Origin of the sequence: Rhizomicrobium electricum (genome assembly GCF_011762045.1) — a bacterium.
Lineage (GTDB): Bacteria > Pseudomonadota > Alphaproteobacteria > Micropepsales > Micropepsaceae > Rhizomicrobium > Rhizomicrobium electricum.
This window is the reverse complement of the sequence record NZ_JAASQS010000002.1, coordinates 230,614-251,150: the sequence shown is the minus strand read 5'-3', so window position 1 is coordinate 251,150 and position 20,537 is coordinate 230,614. Positions and strand designations below refer to the sequence as shown.

Annotated in this window: 16 protein-coding genes and 1 pseudogene; 13 read left to right on the top strand and 4 right to left on the bottom strand. The window is 62.5% G+C overall.

The genetic code is table 11. The features are described 5' to 3' along the window. The first annotated feature begins 166 nt into the window (after window positions 1-166). Window positions 167-4,252, top strand: a complete 4,086-nt coding sequence (gene rpoB / locus FHS84_RS04130) for a DNA-directed RNA polymerase subunit beta (protein ID WP_166930715.1) — start codon at window positions 167-169, stop codon at window positions 4,250-4,252. Window positions 4,253-4,382: 130 nt separating this feature from the next. After that, window positions 4,383-8,627: a DNA-directed RNA polymerase subunit beta' gene (rpoC, locus tag FHS84_RS04125; RefSeq protein ID WP_166930713.1), complete on the top strand. Its 4,245-nt coding sequence runs from the start codon at window positions 4,383-4,385 to the stop codon at window positions 8,625-8,627. 297 nt (window positions 8,628-8,924) lie between these two features. On the opposite strand, the gene FHS84_RS04120 is transcribed toward rpoC, so the two are convergent. From FHS84_RS04120 to FHS84_RS04105, 4 genes are all read right to left on the bottom strand, one after another. Continuing rightward, entirely contained in the window at window positions 8,925-10,976 is a 2,052-nt protein-coding gene (locus FHS84_RS04120) for a S46 family peptidase (RefSeq protein WP_166930710.1), read from the bottom strand. Between the two features lie 136 nt (window positions 10,977-11,112). Further along, window positions 11,113-11,592 carry a bacterioferritin gene (gene bfr, locus FHS84_RS04115; protein ID WP_166931822.1) on the bottom strand — a complete coding sequence of 160 codons (480 nt, stop codon included), beginning with the start codon at window positions 11,590-11,592 and terminating at the stop codon, window positions 11,113-11,115. Window positions 11,593-11,612: 20 nt separating this feature from the next. Further along, on the bottom strand, window positions 11,613-11,810 hold the full coding sequence (locus FHS84_RS22325) for a (2Fe-2S)-binding protein (protein ID WP_166930708.1): 198 nt from the start codon (window positions 11,808-11,810) through the stop codon (window positions 11,613-11,615). Between the two features lie 103 nt (window positions 11,811-11,913). After that, a complete protein-coding gene (locus tag FHS84_RS04105) occupies window positions 11,914-12,102 on the bottom strand; it encodes a (2Fe-2S)-binding protein (RefSeq protein ID WP_279589260.1) in 189 nt (62 codons plus the stop codon). 771 nt (window positions 12,103-12,873) lie between these two features. On the opposite strand from FHS84_RS04105, the gene rpsL reads away from it, so the two are divergent. The 11 genes and pseudogenes from rpsL to rplV form a co-directional block, all read left to right on the top strand. After that, the gene (gene rpsL, locus FHS84_RS04100; protein WP_166930704.1) at window positions 12,874-13,245 is read left to right on the top strand and encodes a 30S ribosomal protein S12; all 372 of its coding nucleotides are present in this window, start codon (window positions 12,874-12,876) and stop codon (window positions 13,243-13,245) included. A gap of 15 nt (window positions 13,246-13,260) precedes the next feature. Continuing rightward, the gene (gene rpsG, locus FHS84_RS04095; RefSeq protein ID WP_166930700.1) at window positions 13,261-13,731 is read left to right on the top strand and encodes a 30S ribosomal protein S7; all 471 of its coding nucleotides are present in this window, start codon (window positions 13,261-13,263) and stop codon (window positions 13,729-13,731) included. Between the two features lie 11 nt (window positions 13,732-13,742). Beyond that, window positions 13,743-15,815 carry an elongation factor G gene (gene fusA, locus FHS84_RS04090; RefSeq protein WP_166930697.1) on the top strand — a complete coding sequence of 691 codons (2,073 nt, stop codon included), beginning with the start codon at window positions 13,743-13,745 and terminating at the stop codon, window positions 15,813-15,815. Between the two features lie 23 nt (window positions 15,816-15,838). Then, window positions 15,839-17,029 carry an elongation factor Tu gene (gene tuf, locus FHS84_RS04085; RefSeq protein ID WP_166930694.1) on the top strand — a complete coding sequence of 397 codons (1,191 nt, stop codon included), beginning with the start codon at window positions 15,839-15,841 and terminating at the stop codon, window positions 17,027-17,029. Between the two features lie 35 nt (window positions 17,030-17,064). Beyond that, complete coding sequence (gene rpsJ / locus FHS84_RS04080; RefSeq protein ID WP_166930691.1) at window positions 17,065-17,373, top strand: 30S ribosomal protein S10; 309 nt, start codon at window positions 17,065-17,067, stop codon at window positions 17,371-17,373. 12 nt (window positions 17,374-17,385) lie between these two features. Further along, window positions 17,386-18,069, top strand: a complete 684-nt coding sequence (rplC, locus tag FHS84_RS04075) for a 50S ribosomal protein L3 (protein WP_166930689.1) — start codon at window positions 17,386-17,388, stop codon at window positions 18,067-18,069. A 4-nt stretch (window positions 18,070-18,073) separates the two neighbouring features. Continuing rightward, the gene (gene rplD, locus FHS84_RS04070) at window positions 18,074-18,691 is read left to right on the top strand and encodes a 50S ribosomal protein L4 (RefSeq protein WP_166930686.1); all 618 of its coding nucleotides are present in this window, start codon (window positions 18,074-18,076) and stop codon (window positions 18,689-18,691) included. Beyond that, window positions 18,688-18,978, top strand: coding sequence for a 50S ribosomal protein L23 (locus tag FHS84_RS04065; RefSeq protein WP_166930682.1), 291 nt, complete (start codon window positions 18,688-18,690; stop codon window positions 18,976-18,978). The genes rplD and FHS84_RS04065 overlap by 4 nt, the downstream gene beginning before the upstream one ends. 1 nt (window position 18,979) lies before the next feature. Then, window positions 18,980-19,819: a 50S ribosomal protein L2 gene (gene rplB, locus FHS84_RS04060; protein ID WP_166930678.1), complete on the top strand. Its 840-nt coding sequence runs from the start codon at window positions 18,980-18,982 to the stop codon at window positions 19,817-19,819. A 5-nt stretch (window positions 19,820-19,824) separates the two neighbouring features. Beyond that, entirely contained in the window at window positions 19,825-20,112 is a 288-nt protein-coding gene (gene rpsS / locus FHS84_RS04055; RefSeq protein WP_166930676.1) for a 30S ribosomal protein S19, read from the top strand. Beyond that, a pseudogene (gene rplV / locus FHS84_RS04050) lies at window positions 20,112-20,489 on the top strand (50S ribosomal protein L22); the annotation flags it as partial. The gene rpsS and the pseudogene rplV, both read left to right, overlap by 1 nt. Between the last annotated feature and the right edge of the window lie 48 nt (window positions 20,490-20,537).

The following is a 20,537-nucleotide window of genomic DNA, read 5'->3' as shown; positions in this document are numbered from 1 at the left end:
CTTCCGGGACGGGGAACCGCCCCGGAAGAGGCGGTGATTTTCGCTTAAACGGCGCTGCCATTTACCAAGTTGGCGACGTCGGGAGTACTAGCCCGGTCCGGGGCTTCTTTTCCGGACTGGTATCGCCCTGGCTAGGCGGGATTGTCGGAAAGTAAGGATCGGCGGGATGGCTCTTTCATTCACGGGACGCAAGCGGCTTCGCAAATACTTCGGCAAGATGACCGAAGTGGCGGAAATGCCCAATCTCATCGAGGTCCAGAAGACCTCCTATGACCAGTTCCTCCAGGTCGACAAACCGGAGAGCGGCTCGCGACACGACGAAGGCCTGCAGGCCGTATTCGCGTCGGTGTTCCCGATCCAGGATTTTTCCGAGACCTCGCGTCTGGAATATGTCGACTACTACTTCGAAGAACCGAAGTACGACGTCGAGGAATGCCAGCAGCGCTCGATGACGTTCGCGGCACCTTTGAAGGTGACGCTGCGTCTCATCGTGTTCGATGTGGACCAGGAAACGGGCGCCAAGTCGGTCAAGGACATCAAGGAACAGGACGTCTATATGGGCGACGTTCCGTTCATGACCGAGAACGGCACCTTCATCGTCAACGGCACCGAACGCGTCATCGTCAGCCAGATGCACCGTTCGCCGGGCGTGTTCTTCGATCACGACAAGGGCAAGACCCATTCGTCGGGCAAGCTCCTGTTCGCCGCGCGCGTCATCCCGTATCGCGGCTCGTGGCTCGACTTCGAATTCGACGCCAAGGACATCATCCATGTCCGCATCGACCGTCGCCGCAAGCTGCCGGTGACGACGCTGCTCTATGCGCTCGGTTTGGATCAGGAACAGATCCTCGACTATTTCTACGCCAAGATCGCCTTCAAGCGTCTCAAGGACGGCTCCTGGACCACGCCGGTCGAGCCCGCCTGGATGAAGAACGCCAAGACCAATTCCGAATGGAAGAACGCCAAGACCGGCGAAGTGCTGGTCGAAGCGGGCGGCAAGGTCACCCAGCGCGGTCTCAAGAAGTGGGGCGAAGAGGGCGTCAAGAACATCGCCCTCGGCGTTGAGGAATTGCTCGGCCGCTTCTCGGCGCTCGACATGGTCAACCCGGAGACGGGCGAGATCTTCGTCGAAGCCGGCGAAGAGCTGACGGCGCAGAATCTCGAGCAGCTCGCCGACAACGGCTTCGACGAAATCGAAGTCATCAACGTCGACGGCATCACCACCGGTGCCTACATCCGCAACACGATGGCGGTGGACAAGAACCACAGCCGCGAGCAGGCGCTGATCGACATCTATCGCGTCATGCGCCCCGGCGAACCGCCGACGCTCGACACCGCCGAGACCCTGTTCGGCCAGTTGTTCTTCGACTCCGAGCGTTACGACCTGTCGGCCGTCGGTCGCGTCAAGATGAACATGCGCCTCAACCTGGATGCGCCCGACACCATGCGGGTGCTGCGCAAGGAAGACATCCTTTCGATCGTCAAGGCGCTCGCGGAGTTGCGCGACGGCCGTGGCGAAATCGACGACATCGACAACCTCGGCAACCGCCGCGTCCGTTCGGTCGGCGAGCTGATGGAAAACCAGTTCCGCATCGGTCTGTTGCGCATGGAGCGCGCGATCAAGGAGCGCATGAGCGCCGTCGATATCGACACGGTCATGCCGCACGACCTGATCAACGCCAAGCCTGTTGCTGCCGCCGTTCGCGAGTTCTTCGGTTCTTCGCAGCTGTCGCAGTTCATGGACCAGACCAATCCGCTGTCGGAAGTCACCCACAAGCGCCGCATGTCGGCCCTTGGACCGGGCGGCTTGACCCGCGAGCGCGCCGGCTTCGAAGTGCGCGACGTGCATCCGACCCATTACGGCCGTATCTGCCCGATCGAAACGCCGGAAGGCCCGAACATCGGTCTGATCAACTCGCTGGCGACCTATGCCCGCGTCAACAAGTACGGCTTCATCGAAAGCCCGTATCGCCGCGTGCACAACAAGCACGTGACGGACGAGGTCGTGTATCTGTCGGCGATGGAAGAGGCGAAGTACATGATCGCCCAGGCCAACGCGACGATCGACAGCCGCGGCCGCATCACCGACGAACTGGTGTCCTGCCGCAGCCACGGCGACTACGTGATGACGACGCCCGATCAGATCGACTTCATCGACGTGTCGCCGAAGCAGTTGGTGTCGGTCGCCGCCGCGCTGGTGCCGTTCCTTGAGAACGACGACGCCAACCGCGCACTGATGGGCGCCAACATGCAGCGCCAGGCCGTGCCGCTGTTGCAGCCGGAAGCGCCGCTGGTCGGCACCGGCCTCGAAGACACGGTGGCCCGTGACTCGGGTTCGGCGATCTCTGCCCGCCGCGCCGGCATTGTCGATCAGGTCGACGCGACCCGTATCGTCATCCGGGCGACGGAAGACAACGATCCTTCTCAGCCTGGCATCGACATCTACCGTCTGAAGAAGTTCCAGCGTTCCAACCAGTCGACCTGCATCACGCAGCGTCCGCTGGTGAAGGTCGGCGACAAGGTGGCGAAGAAGGACATCATCGCCGACGGTCCGTCGACCGAGCTGGGCGATCTCGCTCTCGGCAAGAATGCGCTCGTCGCCTTCATGCCGTGGAACGGCTACAACTACGAGGACTCGATCCTCATCTCCGAGCGCATCGTGCGCGACGACGTCTTCACCTCGATCCACATCGAGGAATTCGAGACGATGGCGCGCGACACCAAGCTCGGTCCTGAGGAAATCACGCGCGACATTCCGAACGTCGGCGAAGAAAACCTCAAGAACCTCGACGAAGCCGGCATCGTGTACATCGGTGCCGAGGTGAATGCGGGCGACATTCTGGTGGGCAAGGTGACGCCGAAGGGCGAAACCCCGATGACGCCGGAAGAAAAGCTCCTGCGCGCCATCTTCGGCGAAAAGGCCGCCGACGTGCGCGACACCTCGCTCCGCGTTCCGCCGGGCGTCACCGGCACGATCGTGGAAGTGCGGGTGTTCAACCGTCACGGCGTCGACAAGGATCAGCGCGCCCTGGCGATCGAACGCGCCGAGGAAGAACGTCTGGCCGAAGACCGCGACGACGAGCTGTCGATCCTGGAACGCAACATCTTCTCGCGCCTCGCCGATCTGTTGCGCGACAAGACCGCTGCGTCGGGCCCGAAGAACCTGGCGCCCGATACCAAGATCACCCAGCAGGTGCTGGACACCATTCCGAAGCACCAGTGGTGGCAGATCGGCCTTAGAGCCGACAAGGCGATGGCCGAGATCGAAGCGCTGCGCAAGCAGTACGACGAGTCCAAGGCCCGTCTCGACAAGCGGTTTGCCGACAAGGTCGAAAAGCTGCGCCGCGGCGACGAACTCGCTCCCGGCGTGATGAAGATGGTCAAAGTGTTCGTCGCGGTGAAGCGCAAGCTGCAGCCGGGCGACAAGATGGCCGGCCGTCACGGCAACAAGGGCGTGATCTCGCGCATCCTGCCGATCGAAGACATGCCGTACCTCGAAGACGGCACCGCGGTCGATCTCGTGCTCAACCCGCTGGGCGTGCCTTCGCGCATGAACGTCGGGCAGATTCTCGAGACGCATCTCGGCTGGGCTTGCGCCGGTATGGGCAAGAAGGTCGGCGAGATGCTCGACAAGGTGAAGAAGGACGGCAAGGTCGAACCGCTGCGCCGCTACCTGAAGCATGTCTACGGCACCGACGAACAGCTCGCTGAGCTGGACGATCAGGGCGTCGTGGAGATGTCCGAGAACCTGCGTCCGGGCGTTCCGATTGCGACCCCGGTGTTCGACGGCGCCAAGGAGCCGGATATCGTCGACATGCTGCGCGAAGCCGGTCTGGCGGAAAGCGGTCAGTCGACGTTGTACGACGGACGTACCGGCGAATCCTTCAAGCGCAAGGTCACGGTCGGCATCATCTACATGCTGAAGCTGCACCATCTGGTCGACGACAAGATCCATGCCCGTTCGATCGGTCCGTACTCGCTCGTCACCCAGCAGCCGTTGGGTGGTAAGGCGCAGTTCGGCGGCCAACGCTTCGGCGAAATGGAGGTGTGGGCCCTCGAGGCGTACGGCGCCGCTTACACGTTGCAGGAAATCCTGACCGTGAAATCGGACGACGTCGCCGGCCGCACCAAGGTCTACGAAGCGATCGTCCGCGGCGAGGACACGTTCGAAGCCGGTATTCCGGAAAGCTTCAACGTGTTGGTCAAGGAAATGCGCTCGCTCGGTCTGAACGTCGAGCTGGTGAACGGATAGACGATGTGAGGCCCCGCGCGCTTCGGCAAGCCCGGCGCGCGGCGGTCTGGTGAGGGCCTTCTCCCTGGGCCAGTCGAAGGGGGAAGGTGGCAAAGACGGAACGCGACGCGAACTCGCAAAGAGAGCCCAAATGAACCAAGAGCTGATGAACGTCTTCTCGGCCGGTAAGGAAGTCCCGACTTTCGACCGGATCAAGATTTCACTGGCGAGCCCCGAGCAGATCCTGCGCTGGAGCCACGGCGAGATCAAAAAGCCGGAGACGATCAACTACCGCACCTTCAAGCCGGAGCGCGACGGCCTGTTCTGCGCCCGCATCTTCGGACCGGTGAAGGACTACGAGTGCTTGTGCGGCAAGTACAAGCGCATGAAGTACAAGGGCATCGTCTGCGAAAAGTGCGGCGTTGAAGTCACCGTGCAGAAGGTCCGTCGCGACCGCATGGGCCACATCGAGCTGGCCTCGCCGGTGGCGCACATCTGGTTCCTGAAGTCGCTGCCGTCCCGCATCGGCCTGATGCTCGACATGACGCTGAAGGATCTCGAGCGCGTCCTCTATTTCGAGAACTATATCGTCATCGAGCCGGGCCTGACGCCGCTGAAGGAGCGTCAGCTCCTGTCGGAAGACGAGTTCTATAAGGCGCAGGACGAATACGGCAACGACAGCTTCACCGCCATGATCGGCGCCGAGGCTATTCGTAACTTGCTGCAGGCGATCGACCTCAAGAAGCTGGCCGATGATCTTCGCGCCGAAATCGCCACCTGCAACGGCGGCGAGAAGCCGAAGAAGCTGGTCAAGCGCCTCAAGGTCGTGGAAGCCTTCATCGACTCCGGCAACCGTCCGGAATGGATGATCATGACCGTGGTCCCGGTCATTCCGCCGGAACTGCGCCCGCTGGTTCCGCTGGATGGCGGCCGCTTCGCGACCTCCGACCTCAACGACCTTTATCGCCGCGTCATCAACCGCAACAACCGCCTCAAGCGGCTGATCGAGCTGAAGGCGCCGGACATCATCGTGCGCAACGAAAAGCGCATGCTGCAGGAAGCCGTCGACGCCCTGTTCGACAACGGCCGCCGCGGCCGCGTCATCACCGGCGCCAATAAGCGTCCGCTGAAGTCGCTCGCCGACATGCTGAAGGGCAAGCAGGGCCGCTTCCGTCAGAACTTGCTCGGCAAGCGCGTCGACTATTCCGGCCGTTCGGTGATCACCGTCGGTCCGGAACTCAAGCTGCATCAGTGCGGCCTGCCGAAGAAGATGGCGCTCGAACTGTTCAAGCCGTTCATCTATGCGCGGCTTGAGGCGAAGGGCTTCAGCCAGACCGTCAAGCAGTCCAAGAAGCTGGTCGAGAAAGAGAAGCCGGAAGTCTGGGATATCCTCGAAGAGGTGATCCGCGAGCATCCGGTGATGCTGAACCGCGCTCCGACTCTCCACCGCTTGGGCATCCAGGCGTTCGAGCCGATCCTGATCGAAGGCAAGGCGATCCAGCTTCATCCGCTGGTCTGCACCGCCTTCAACGCCGACTTCGACGGCGACCAAATGGCCGTGCACGTCCCGCTGAGCCTCGAGGCCCAGTTGGAAGCGCGCGTGCTGATGATGTCGACCAACAACATCCTCAGCCCGGCCAACGGCAAGCCGATCATCGTGCCGACGCAGGACATCGTTCTCGGTCTCTACTACATCACCCAGGATCGCCCCGGCGAGCCGGGCGAGGGCATGGCCTTCAACGATATGGGCGAGATCGAGCACGCGCTGTTCTCGAACGTCATCACGATCCACACCAAGATCAAGGCCCGCTTCCACACGGTCGATGCCGACGGCAAGCCGATCATTCAGCGCGTCGAGACCACGCCGGGCCGCATGATGGTGGCCCAGCATCTGCCGCGTCACCCGAAGATCCCGTTCTCGCTGGTCAACCGCTTGCTGCGTAAGCAGGAAGTCTCGCAAATCATCGACGAGGTCTATCGTCATTGCGGCCAGAAGGAGACGGTGCTGTTCGCCGACGGCATCATGGGCCTCGGCTACAAGGAAGCGTGCAAGGCCGGAATCTCGTTCGGCAAGGACGACATGGTCGTGCCGCCGAACAAGGAAAAACTGATCGAAACCACCCGCCATAAGGTGAAGGAGTTCGAGCAGCAGTACCTCGACGGTCTGACCACCGACAAGGAGAAGTACAACCTCGTCGTCGACGCCTGGTCGAAGTGCACCGATCAGGTCGCGGCCGAAATGATGAAGGAGATCTCCGAGCCCCGCATCGAGCCCGATACGGGACGCCTGGAAGAGATGAACTCCATCTACATGATGAGCCACTCGGGCGCCCGCGGTTCACCGCAGCAGATGAAGCAGCTCGCCGGCATGCGCGGCCTGATGGCGCGTCCGGACGGCTCGATCATCGAAACCCCGATCCTGTCGAACTTCAAGGAAGGCCTTACCGTTCTCGAGTACTTCAACTCGACCCACGGTGCCCGTAAGGGTCTGGCCGACACCGCCTTGAAGACCGCGAACTCGGGTTACCTGACCCGCCGTCTGGTCGACGTGGCCAACGACTGCATCATCACCGCCGAAGACTGCGGCACCAAGCACGGCGTTTTCGTGCAGGCCGAAATCGATGGCGGCACCGTGGTGGCGTCGCTGACCGAACGCATCCTCGGCCGTACCACCGCCGAAGACGTGAAGCACCCGGACACCGGCGAGATCATCGTCAAGCGGAACAAGGAAATCACTGAGGTTCTCGCCGAGAAGATCGAAGCGGCGCACATCCAGAAGGTGCGCGTGCGCTCGGTGTTGTCGTGCGAGATGAAGGACGGCGTCTGCGGCAAGTGCTACGGCCGCGATCTGGCCCGCGGCACGCCGGTGAACATCGGCGAGGCGGTCGGCGTTATCGCCGCTCAGTCGATCGGCGAGCCGGGTACCCAGCTCACCATGCGTACCTTCCACATCGGCGGCGCCGCCCAGGTTTCGGGCTCGTCGAAGTCGGAAGCGAGCTATGACGGCATCGTGAAGATCGTCAACCGCAACGTGGTCAAGAACTCGGAAGGCGAGTTGGTGGCCATGGGCCGCAACATGCAGATCCAGATTTTGGATCCGAAGGGTGCGGAGCGGGCGACCTACCGCGTCATCTACGGCGCGCGTCTCAAGGTCGACGACGGGACCGAGGTCAAGCGCGGCGACAAGCTCGCCGAGTGGAACCCGAACGCCCTGCCGGTGATGACCGATACCGACGGTATCGTTCGTTTCGAAGACCTCATCTCGGGCGTCACCTTCAAGGAAGTGTCGGACGAAAAGACCGGCGTGACCAACCGCGTCGTCATCGACGCCCGCGGTTCGGGCTCGAAGGCGCAGGAGATCCGTCCGTCGATCGTCGTGGTCGATGCCGACGGCAAGGTGATCCAGGTTCCGAACGTGGGCGAAGCCCGTTATCCGCTGTCCGTCGACGCCATTCTGTCGGTGGAAGACGGCAACACGGTCCGCGCCGGCGACGTTCTGGCCCGTATCCCGACCGAAGGCGCCAAGACCCGTGACATCACCGGCGGTCTGCCGCGCGTCGCGGAATTGTTCGAAGCCCGCAAGCCGAAGGACCAGGCGGTTCTCGCGGAAGACGACGGCTTTGTCGAATTCGGCAAGGACTACAAGAACAAGCGCCGCGTCATCATCAAGCCGAAGAACGAGAAGCTCGACCCGATCGAATACCTGATCCCCAAGGGCCGCCACATCAGCGTGCGCGAGGGCGATTACATCGAGAAGGGCGACTACATCGTCGAAGGCAATCCGTCGCCGCACGACATCCTGCGCATCAAGGGCGTTGAGGAACTCTCGACCTACCTGGTGAAGGAAATTCAGGACGTCTACCGGCTGCAGGGCGTGAAGATCAACGACAAGCACATCGAAGTGATCTGCCGCCAGATGATGCAGAAGCTGGAGATCATCGACGGCGGCGACACCACGCTGCTCGCCGGCGAACAGGTCGACATGATCGAGCTGGACGAAGCCAACAAGAAGGCGGCCGAGAACAACGGCCGTCCGGCAGTGGGCCGTCCGGTTCTGCTCGGCATCACCAAGGCGTCGTTGCAGACGCGTTCGGTGTTCTCGGCGGCGTCGTTCCAGGAAACCACCCGCGTCCTCACCGAAGCTGCGGTGCAGGGCAAGGTGGACACACTGGAAGGCCTCAAGGAGAACGTCATTGTCGGCCGTCTCATCCCGGCCGGTACGGGCGGCGCCATTGCGCGCCTGCGCCGGATCGCGGCGGAACGCGATCAGGTGATCCAGGCCGAGCAGTCGACGCAGCCTGTGGCGCAGATCGAAGGACCGACGACTCCGCCGGCCCCCGAGACGCCGCCGGCGCCTCCTGCTCCCGAAACTCCGCCGCAAGCCGCGGCCGAGTAACGGACAAGGCATACAGAATAGAGAAGGGCCGGTGGCGACACCGGCCCTTTTCGTTTGCGCTTTTTCGGGAGTGTCATGGCTCGCAACTGCGGGCCATCCAGGTCACGCAATCTCCGTTGTTTCAGGGAATAACTGCAGCTCTGAGCCGAAAGAGGAGCAACCCCACCTGGGGCCCCGCATTCGCTGGCGATGACATCCGGGTGGGTGGCTTGACGCTGTTGTGGTGGAAAGAATGCTAGCTCAAAGCAAAAGGGCCGGCGTTGCCACCGGCCCTCGTGCTCAGAATGGATGACGGATTTATTTCCCCGTCAGTTCCTTCACCAGCCGGTCCTGGCCGTAGACCTTCTTCAGCGCTTCGGTGATGGCGGCGGTGGTGACGACCACGGTGCGGTTGACGCTGCCGTCGTACCAGTAGTCGCCGCCCAGGCTTTCGATGTTGCCGTCGAAGGCGGCGCCGATCACGTCGCCCTTGGCGTTCAGCACCGGCGAGCCGGAGTTGCCGCCGATAATGTCGTTGGTGGTGACGAAGTCGAACACCGTCTTGGTGCTGAGCTTGTCCTTGGCGCTGAGCCAGCGGGCCGGCAGGTCGAACGGGAATTTGCCGGTGGCGCGATCAAAGAGGCCGGGGAAATAGGTGAAGGCCGGCACCGGTTTGCCCTTCTCGTTCCAGCCTTCCACGGCGCCGTAGGAGAGGCGCAGCGACAGGGTAGCATCGGGATAGGTCGCCGTGCCGTAGACCGCGAAGCGGGCCTTGGCGATCTTCTCGTCGGCGCGATCGGCCGGTCCGTCGATCTTGTCCTCGTAGGTCTTGCGAATGGCACGCGAGGCCGCGTCGGTGGCGAGCACGAAGCGGATCATCGGATCGTCGCTCTTCTCGACCGCCGCCTTGCCGCCTTGCCACAGCGCCTTGCGCACGGCCGGATCGGCCAGCTTGGACGCGAGCAGTTTGTCGGCGAGGCTTTCCGGCGACTCCTTGCCGAGGAACAGCTTGGTGCCTTCGGAATCGGCGGTGAGGTTCTCGCGCAGCTTGGTCAGCCAATACACCAGCACGACCTTCTCGAGATCGGGATAGACCGGGCGGGCGTCGAACAGGTTTTTCTGCACGATCGGCAGGCGAGAGTCGGTGAACTCGCGCAGACGCTCGCTATTGGGCTTGTCGCGCTCGGCGGTGCCGCGGACGATGGAGCGGGCGTACGAAAACAGGTCGGAGCGGAATCCGGCGCGCGCTTCCAGCCAGATGTACGGCTTTTCGACGGTCGGCCGAGCGCGTTCGACTGCTTCGAGTTCGCCCCAGGCATCGCCGGTCGCGGCACTGAGCTTGGCATCGGCTTTCACTTTGGCCTTCAGGTCGGCTTCGGCGGTGCGCTTGGACGCCATCATCGCCGGATCGAGCAAGGTCTGGAAGCGGCCGTAATTGCCCTTGAACGAGTTCTCGACCCCGAACAGAAGGTTCTTGGCGATGCGCTCGTGTTCCGGGCTTTCGGCGGAGAATTGCTCCAGCACGCCACGGATTTCCGACAGCATGATGAGCGTGTCGGGCATGGAGATGTCGCGCAGGCCTTCGAGTTCCGCCACCGTCAACAGGCGCGAGGTCGAGCCCGGATTGCCGGAGACGAACACCGGCTCGCCCAGCTTCGGATTCTCGGTCGACCATTTGAGGTGATTGGGCGTCTTGGCCGGCTTGCCGTCCTCGTAAAGCCGGACCATGCCGAAATCGAGGTTGTAGCGCGGGAAGTTGAAATTGTCGGGATCGCCGCCGAAGAACGCGATCTGCTCTTCCGGCGCGAAGGCGAGCCGCACGTCCGTGTACTTGCGATAGGTGTAGAGCTTGAACTGGCCGCCCTGATACAGCGTCGTCACCTGGCAGCGGTATTTGTCGTCGCGGCCTTTGCAGGCGTCCTTTTCGATCGCCGCGATCGCCGCATCGCGCGCCTTGATATAGTCCTTGGCGCCGGCGGTCGCCGCGTTGATGCGCGCCGTCACATCCGTGATGTCTTTCAGGATTTCCACCGACACGCCGGGGCAGAGCTTCTCGTCCTCGCGCTTGGCCGGCATGAAGCCGTCCTTGATGTAATTGGCGGAGGCGGTCGAGTTGAGTTGCACGCAGGTGCGCACGCAATGATGGTTGGTCAGCACCAGGCCGTCCGGCGAAACGATGGACGACGAGCAGCCGCCGCCGAAGCGGGCGGAGCCGTCCTGCACCTTGGCGAGCCATTTCTGGTCGATGCTGACGCCGTATTTGGCCTTCACCGCCGCGGAGGGGAAGTTGTCGAACGTCCACATGCCCTCGTCGGCGAGGGCGGGCGAACAGGCAAGTGCAATCGCTGCAGCGGCGGCCAAACGTTTCATCGGCGACTCTCCGGTCTGAAATCGCGCTGACGCTAACGGCGCGGGCCGTTGCATTCCAGATCGGTGAATAGCCGCAGACGGGCCTCGCGCCGAATTGATCGCCGGCGCCGTTTACCAAGACGTGCGGAAAAGCCGGTCAGGAACCGTGCGGCTTCGACTGGAGCTGGATGTAGTTCTCGATCCCGATCTGCTCGATCAGCCGCATCTGGATCTGGAGGAAGTCGATGTGCTCTTCCTCGCTTTCCAGGATGGCATTGAACAGCTCGCGCGAAACGTAATCGCCGATCGACTCGCTATGCGCGATGCCGGCTTTCAGCGTGCCCAGGGCGTCCATTTCGAGCGCCAGATCGCAGTCGAGGATTTCGCGCACGTTCTCGCCGATCTTGAGCTTGCCGAGATCCTGCAGATTCGGCAGCCCGCCGAGGAACAACACGCGTTTGATGAGGCGGTCGGCGTGCTTCATCTCGTCGACCGATTCCTCGTATTCCTTGTGGGCGAGGATCGATACCCCCCAGTCTGCCAGCATTCGCGAGTGCAGGAAGTACTGGTTGATCGCGGTCAGCTCGTTCTTGAGCGCGACATTCAGAAGCCGGATGACCTCCGCATCGCCCGCCAGTGACGCGGTAGGCGAGGGGCCTATTCCGCCGCTTGCAGCACCGGTTCCCGCGCCCGTTCCGGCTGGGCTTGCAGCATGGTCTCGATCGTTTCCTGACATCGTCCGCAGTTCCTTTGAACCCCGCAAAAGGCATAGACATCGTTCGCCGAACGGGCACCATCGGCGATGGCTTTCCGCACGCGGGCTTCGCTTAACCTATTGCAAACGCAGACGATCATCTAGATACCCGACCTTGTCGCTAGGGAAAGACGCAAGACGTCTCTACCCCGTCTAGATCGGGTAATTGCGAATGAGTGTCAATAACGGAAAGTGCGGATGCCGTTACTCGGCCGGGGTGCTCGGCGGAGGATTGAGGGCCCGATCGATGGCTTCGGCGAGGCGGACGGTGCAGCTCGAACAGCCGCGGCGCTTGTGATAGCGGCGGAACACGTCATCCGGCGTACGCGCGCCGTTGGCGACCGCCTGGCTGATCATGAGTTCACTGAGCCGGTTACAGATACAGACAACCATCGATTTGTCGTCTTCTTTCAAAGCCCGAGCCTATACCCGTGATATGCAAAGAAGTGTTGCCGTTTTGATGGCGATGGGGCGACGAAGGAAAGGCGTTTTGTCGTCGCGGACGAGTTTGGCGCAGATTGAAATCGCGTCGAAGTTGCAAGGCAGGGAATCGCTTTGGCGCGGATTGCCACGTTCTCGATCTGACATGGCGCGCTTCCACCCGGACGATCAACGACGGGTCGCGCCCGGCCGGTCGTGTGCTGCGGCCGCGGTCGGGAGCATGGCCTCTTGCTGGCGCGGCATTTCCGAGGGCGCATGGGTTCCCGTCGCGGTCCCGTAGCTTGTGCATAACCCCTTGTTAACCCGCAATTTTCTTGCCTTCCGAGGAGACCGGTCGAAGGCCACTGAAAGCGGTGGATGTCTTTCGATTGGTCTTGCATGGAGGACAGGCAGGGGCATTTATGTCGGCCCGGCGAGCGGCAGCGGGCGCCCGAAATGTCGCGCTAGGCCCTGAAATATCGTTTGTTTTCGCCGCTTGACGCTTCGGGAATCGCCGCCTATAAGGCGCCACCTCTCAGGGCAGGTCGTCCTCGCGGAAACACTGCTGGAGAGCCAGTTTATAGCGTCGAACCGCGCGACTTCGGGCTTTGCCCTCAGTCCTCCGCGATATGACCGAGGCAGGAAGTTTCCTGCACTCGGTGTTTTGTTTCTTGCCGTGCGCACGGTGCGTACGGCCATAGGTCAAGGCCCGCGGGCAGGTGCCCGCAAACGAGTGGAACAGGAATGCCGACGATCAACCAGCTGATCCGCAAGCCTCGCGGTACCAAGCCCCGGCGCAACAAGGTGCCGGCGCTGCAGCACTGCCCGCAGAAGCGCGCCGTGTGCACCCGCGTTTACACCACGACCCCGAAGAAGCCGAACTCGGCTCTTCGTAAGGTGGCAAAGGTCCGCCTGACCAATGGCTACGAAGCCCTGACCTACATCCCCGGCGAAGGTCATAACCTGCAGGAACACTCCGTGGTGCTGATCCGCGGCGGCCGCGTGAAGGACCTTCCGGGCGTGCGCTACCACATCATCCGCGGCGTGCTCGACACGCAGGGCGTCAAGGACCGCAAACAGCGCCGTTCGCTCTATGGCGCGAAGCGTCCGAAGTAATCGAGGAGAATAGAGATGGCCCGCCGTCGCCGCGCCGATCGCCGCGAAATCAACCCGGACGCCAAGTTTGGCGATCTGGTCGTCGCCAAGTTCATGAACAGCCTGATGTACGACGGCAAGAAGTCCGCCGCCGAAGGCATCATGTATGGCGCCTTTGACGTCATCGCCCAGAAGACCAAGCAGGACCCGCTGGCGGTGTTCCACGAAGCGCTGCGCAACGTTGCGCCGGCCCTCGAGGTTCGCTCCCGCCGCGTCGGTGGCGCCACCTATCAGGTGCCGGTGGAAGTCCGTCAGGACCGTTCCCGCGCCCTGGCGATCCGCTGGATCATCACTGCCTCGCGCGCGCGCAACGAGCCGACCATGACCGGCCGCCTCTCGGGCGAGATTCTCGACGCCGCTTCCAACCGCGGCAACGCCGTGAAGAAGCGTGAAGACACCCACAAGATGGCGGATGCGAACCGAGCCTTCTCGCATTATCGCTGGTAAAGGACCGAACCGTGCCTCGTACGACCCCGCTCGAAAGATATCGCAACATCGGTATTGCGGCGCACATCGACGCCGGCAAGACGACGACGACCGAGCGCATCCTCTATTACACGGGCAAGTCCCATAAGATCGGCGAAGTCCACGACGGCGCCGCGACCATGGACTTCATGGAGCAGGAGCAGGAGCGCGGCATCACGATCACGTCCGCCGCGACGACCGCTTTCTGGCGCGACCACCGCATCAACATCATCGACACCCCCGGCCACGTCGACTTCACCATCGAAGTCGAGCGCTCCATGCGCGTGCTGGACGGTGCGGTTGCCGTGTTCGATGCCGTCGCCGGTGTCGAGCCGCAGTCCGAAACCGTGTGGCGCCAGGCCGACAAGTATCACGTTCCGCGCATCTGCTTCGTCAACAAGATGGATCGCATGGGCGCCGACTTTGCCCGTTGCGTGCAGATGATGATCGACCGTCTGGGCGCCCGCCCGATGGTTCTGACGTGGCCGATCGGGGCCGAGGCCGAATTCAAGGGCGTCATCGACATCATCCGGATGCATGCGCTCGTGTGGCACGAGGAACAGCTCGGCGCTCAGTACGACACCGTCGAGATCCCCGAGCAGTACAAAGAGAAGTGCGAAGAGCTGCATACCCAGCTCATCGAAATGGCGGTCGAGGAAGACGAGGCGCTGCTCGAGGCCTATCTCGAAGGCAAGCTGCCGTCGGAAGAAGATCTCGTCCGTTGCATCCGCAAGGGCGCCATCGGCTTCAAGTTCGTGCCGGTGATGTGCGGTTCGGCGTTCAAGAACAAGGGCGTTCAGACGCTGCTCGACGCCGTGGTCGATTTCCTGCCGTCGCCGCTCGACATTCCGGCGGTGAAGGGCACGCTGCCGCACAAGGACGATGTCGAAGTCGAGCGTCATGCCGACGACAAGGCGCCGTTCGCGGGTCTGGCGTTCAAGATCATGGACGACCCCTTCGTCGGTTCGATCACCTTCGTCCGCATCTATTCGGGTTCGGTGACCTCGGGTTCGTCGGTCCTGAACTCCGTGAAGGACAAGAACGAGCGCGTCGGCCGCATGCTTCTGATGCATGCGAACAGCCGCGAAGACATCAAGGAAGCCAACGCGGGCGACATCGTCGCTTTCGCCGGCCTCAAGCTGACCACCACCGGCGAGACGCTTTGCGATCCCAACAATCCGGTGATCCTGGAGCGCATGGAATTCCCCGATCCGGTCATCGAGATCGCGATCGAGCCGAAGACCAAGGCCGACCAGGAAAAGATGGGTATGGCGCTGCAGCGTCTGGCCCAGGAAGATCCTTCGTTCCGCGTGTCGACCGACTCGGAAAGCGGCCAGACCATCCTCAAGGGCATGGGCGAACTGCATCTCGACATCAAGGTCGACATCCTGAAGCGCACCTACAAGGTCGAAGCCAACGTCGGCGCGCCGCAGGTTGCGTATCGCGAAACGCTGACCAAGCCGGTCACCATCGACTACACCCACAAGAAGCAGACCGGCGGTTCGGGCCAGTTCGCGCGGGTGAAGATCGAGTTCGAGCCGCTTGAGGCTGGCGGCGGCTTCGTGTTCGAGAACAAGGTTGTCGGCGGTTCGGTTCCGAAGGAATTCATCCCGTCCGTCGAAAAGGGCCTGAAGGCGCAGAAGGAAAGCGGCATTCTCGCCGGCTTCCCGGTGATCGACTTCAAGGCGACGCTGATCGACGGCGCCTACCACGAAGTCGACTCCAATGCGCTGACCTTCGATATCGCCGCGCGCGCTGCGTTCCGCGAGCTCGCCGAGCGCAAGGCTGCCAAGCTGCTCGAGCCGGTGATGAAGGTGGAAGTCGTGACGCCGGAGGAATTCCTCGGCGGCGTGATCGGCGACCTCAATTCCCGTCGCGGCCAGGTGCACGGCACCGACACGCGCGGCAACGCCCAGGTCGTGACCGCGATGGTCCCGCTGGCGAATATGTTCGGCTACATCAACACGCTGCGTTCGATGTCTCAGGGGCGCGCGCAATACACGATGCAGTTCGATCACTATGAGACAGTGCCGCAGGCGATCGCGGACAGTCTGAAACCCAAGTAAACCGCCCACAGGAGATAGCAATTATGGCGAAGGCCAAATTTGAGCGGACGAAGCCGCACTGCAACATCGGGACGATCGGCCATGTGGACCATGGCAAGACGACCTTGACGGCTGCGATCACGAAGATCCTGGCGGAGTCGGGCAAGGCCCAGTTCACGGCCTACGATCAGATCGACAAGGCGCCGGAAGAGAAGGCGCGCGGCATCACGATCAACACGGCGCACGTGGAGTACGAGACGGAGAACCGTCACTACGCCCACGTCGACTGCCCCGGCCATGCCGACTATGTGAAGAACATGATCACCGGCGCGGCGCAGATGGACGGCGCGATCCTGGTGGTATCGGCGGCCGACGGCCCGATGCCGCAGACGCGCGAGCACATCCTGCTTGCCCGTCAGGTCGGCGTTCCGGCGCTGGTGGTTTACATGAACAAGTGCGACATGGTCGACGATCCGGAATTGCTGGATCTGGTCGAGATGGAAGTTCGCGAGCTTCTGTCGAGCTACGAATTCCCCGGCGACAAGATTCCGATCGTTCGCGGTTCGGCGCTGGTTGCGCTGGAAGACGGCGACGCCAAGCTGGGCCGTGACTCGATCATGGAGCTGATGAAGGAAGTCGATGCCTTCATTCCGCAGCCGGCGCGTCCGCTGGACCAGCCGTTCCTGATGCCGATCGAAGACGTGTTCACGATTTCGGGCCGCGGCACCGTGGTGACGGGCCGTGTCGAACGCGGCGTCGTGAAGGTTGGCGAGACGGTGGAAATCGTCGGCATCCGCGCGACCTCGACGACGACGGTGACGGGCGTTGAAATGTTCCGCAAGCTGCTCGATCAGGGCCAGGCTGGCGACAACATCGGCGCGCTGCTCCGCGGTATCGAGCGTACGGGCGTTGAGCGCGGTCAGGTCCTGGCGAAGCCGGGTTCGATCACGCCACACACGCAGTTCACCGGTTCGGTGTACGTGCTGACGAAGGACGAGGGCGGCCGTCATACGCCGTTCTTCGGGAACTATCGTCCGCAGTTCTACTTCCGGACGACGGACGTGACGGGCATCGTGAAGCTGCCGGAAGGCACCGAGATGGTGATGCCTGGCGATAACGTGAATATCGAAGTCGAGCTGATCGTTCCGATCGCGATGGAAGAAAAGCTGCGCTTCGCCATCCGCGAAGGCGGCCGTACCGTCGGGTCGGGCGTCGTCGCCAAGATCATTAAATAAGTCGCATCAGAGGACGGGTTTGAGGGTTAAATAAGATGCAGGGTCAAAACATTCGGATCAGGCTTAAAGCCTTCGATCACCGCATCCTCGATAATTCGACGCGGGAAATCGTCAACACGGCGAAGCGCACGGGCGCCCAGGTACGCGGACCAATTCCGCTGCCGACCGGTATCGAGCGCTTCACTGTGAACCGTTCCCCGCACATCGACAAAAAGAGCCGCGAGCAGTTCGAAATTAGGACTCACAAGCGCCTCCTCGACATCATCGATCCCACTCCGCAGACCGTCGACGCTTTGATGAAGCTCGACCTTGCGGCCGGCGTCGACGTCGAGATCAAGCTTTAAGGAGTAAGCGCGATGCGCACAGGCGTCATCACGCAGAAGGTTGGCATGACCCGCCTCTTCCTCGAGGATGGGAAACATGTGCCCGTCACGGTTCTGAAGCTCGACGGCTGTCAGGTCGTGGCGACTCGCACGGACGAGAAGGACGGCTACACCGCCGTTCAGCTCGGGTCGGGATTTGCCAAACCCAAGCGTTTGACCAAAGCGGACCGTGGACAGTTCGCCAAGGCCTCTGTCGAACCCAAGAAGAAGCTCGCGGAATTCCGCGTCGATGCGGACAACCTGCTCGCCGTTGGCGACGTGATCCTCGCGGACCACTTCGTTCCCGGCCAGAAGGTGGACGTCACCGGCATCACCATCGGCCGCGGTTTCACCGGCGCGATGAAGCGCTGGAATTTCCGCGGTCTTGAAGCGACCCACGGCGTGTCGATCTCCCACCGTTCGCTCGGTGGTACCGGCGGCCGTCAGGATCCGGGCAAGACCTTCAAGAACAAGAAGATGCACGGCCACTACGGCGTCGATCGCATCACCACGCAGAACGTCGAAGTCGCCAAAGTCGACGTCGAACGCGGCCTGATCATGGTCCGCGGTTCGGTACCGGGCTCCAAGGGCGGTTGGGTGTTCATCCGCGATGCGGTGAAGCGCGACCTGCCGAAGGAAGCTCCGAAGCCGGCGTCGGTAAAGAAGGCGGAGGGCTGATAGTATGAAGACCCAAGTCCTCAACCTGGACAACAAGGCGAGCGGCGAGATCGAGCTCAATGACTCGATTTACGGCCTCGAGCCGCGCCCGGACCTGATCCAGCGCGTTGTCGTGTGGCAGCTCGCAAAGCGCCGCTCCGGCACGCACAAGGTCCTGACCCGCGGCGAAGTCGATCGCTCCAAGCACAAGCTGGGCAATCAGAAGGGCGGCGGCGGTGCCCGTCACGGCCAGCGTTCCGCGCCTCTGTTCGTCGGCGGCGCCAAGGCGATGGGCCCGGTTCCGCACAGCCACGAGTTCGACCTTCCCAAGAAGGTGCGCGCTCTCGGCCTCAAGCACGCTCTGTCGGCCAAGGCGAAAGCCGGCGCCATCGTCGTGCTCGACGAAGCCAAGGCGAGCGAGCCGAAGACCGGCGCGCTGGCCAAGAAGCTCGCCGCGCTCGGCGCCGTGAAGGCTCTGGTGGTGGATGGCGAGTTCGATGCGAACTTCGCGCTTTCGGCCCGTAACATCGCCGACATCGCGTTGCTGCCGACCGCCGGCCTGAACGTCTACGACATCGTCAAGAGCGACAAGCTCGTGCTGACGACCGCCGCCGTGAAGGCGATCGAGGAGCGCCTCGCATGACCACGACCAATCATGACGTCATCCTTTCGCCGGTCATCACCGAAAAGGCGACCAAGCTGACCGACCACAATCAGGTCGTGTTCCGCGTGCCGCTCGACGCCACCAAGCCGCAGATCTCGAAGGCGGTGGAAGAGCTGTTCAAGGTCAAGGTGAAGGCCGTCAACACCGTGACGGTGAAGGGCAAGAGCAAGGCCTTCCGCGGCACCCGCTTCAAGCGGTCCGACATCAAGAAAGCGATCGTGACCCTCGAAGAGGGCCACCAGATCGACATTACGACGGGGCTGTAAGATGGCGCTGAAGAAATACCGGCCCACGACCAACGCGCAGCGCCAATTGGTGCTTATCGACCGCGAAGGTCTTTACAAGGGCGGCCCGGTCAAGTCGTTGACCGAAGGCCAGAAGAAGATGGGCGGCCGCAACAATACCGGCCGCATCACCGTCCGGTACCAGGGCGGCGGACACAAGCAGCGCTATCGCATCGTCGATTTCAAGCGCCGCAAGTTCGACGTTCCGGCCACGGTCGAGCGGATCGAGTACGATCCCAACCGGACCTCGTTCATCGCCTTGATCAAGTACAAGGACGGTGAGCTCGCCTACATCGTGGCGCCGCAGCGCCTTGCGGTCGGCGATACGGTGCTGTCGGGTGAGAAGTGCGACGTGAAGCCGGGCAACGCGATGCGTTTGTCGGGCATCCCGGTCGGCACCATCATCCACAATATCGAGATGAAGCCGGGCAAGGGCGGCCAGATGGCCCGTTCCGCCGGCACCTACGCCCAGTATCTCGGCCGCGATGCCGGTTACGCGATCCTGCGCCTGAATTCGGGCGAGACCCGCAAGGTCCGCCTCGAGTGCATGGCTACGATCGGCGCGGTGTCGAACCCGGACCATATGAACGAGAACATCGGCAAGGCCGGTCGTACCGTTTGGAAGGGCAAGCGCCCGCACGTTCGTGGCACGGCGATGAACCCGATCGACCACCCGCATGGTGGTGGTGAAGGACGCACCAAGGGTGGCCGTAACCCGGTCACGCCGTGGGGCAAGCCGACCAAGGGCGCCAAGACGCGCAAGAACAAGCGCACCACGAAATACATTGTGCGTTCGCGCCACGGCAAGACGACGCAAGGGTAAGGGATATGACACGTTCGGTTTGGAAAGGTCCGTTTATCGACGGTTATCTGCTGAAGAAGGCGGAAGCCGCCCGGTCGTCCGGGCGCAAGGACGTGATCAAGACCTGGTCGCGCCGGTCCACCGTTCTGCCGCAGTTCGTCGGCCTGACGTTCGGCGTCTACAACGGCAAGAAGCACATCCCGGTGCTCGTCACCGAAGACATGGTCGGTCATAAGCTCGGCGAGTTCTCGCCGACCCGCACCTTCTTCGGCCACTCGGGCGGCGGCGACAAGAAAGCGAAGAGGGCGGACTAATGGGCAAGGATGCACGCGCCCGCGTACTCGCGGATACGCAAGCCAAGGCGGTCGGACGTATGATCCGCGTCAGCCCCCGCAAGCTCAACCTTGTGGCGCAGACGATCCGCGGCAAGAAGGCCGAGGCCGCTCTCAACGAGCTGACCTTCTCGAGGAAGCGCATTGCCGGCGACGTGAAGAAGGTTCTTCAGTCGGCGATCGCCAATGCCGAGAACAACCACGACCTCGACGTCGACAATCTGGTCGTCACCGAGGCATCGGTCGGCAAGAACATGGTGATGAAGCGCTTCCATGCGCGCGCCCGCGGTCGCGGCGCAGGCATCGAGAAGTTCTTCAGCCAGATCACGATCGTGGTCGAGGAACTGAAGGAAGCTGCCGAAGACAAGGCGAAGGGCAAGAAGAAGCCTGCCGCCAAGAAGGCCGCC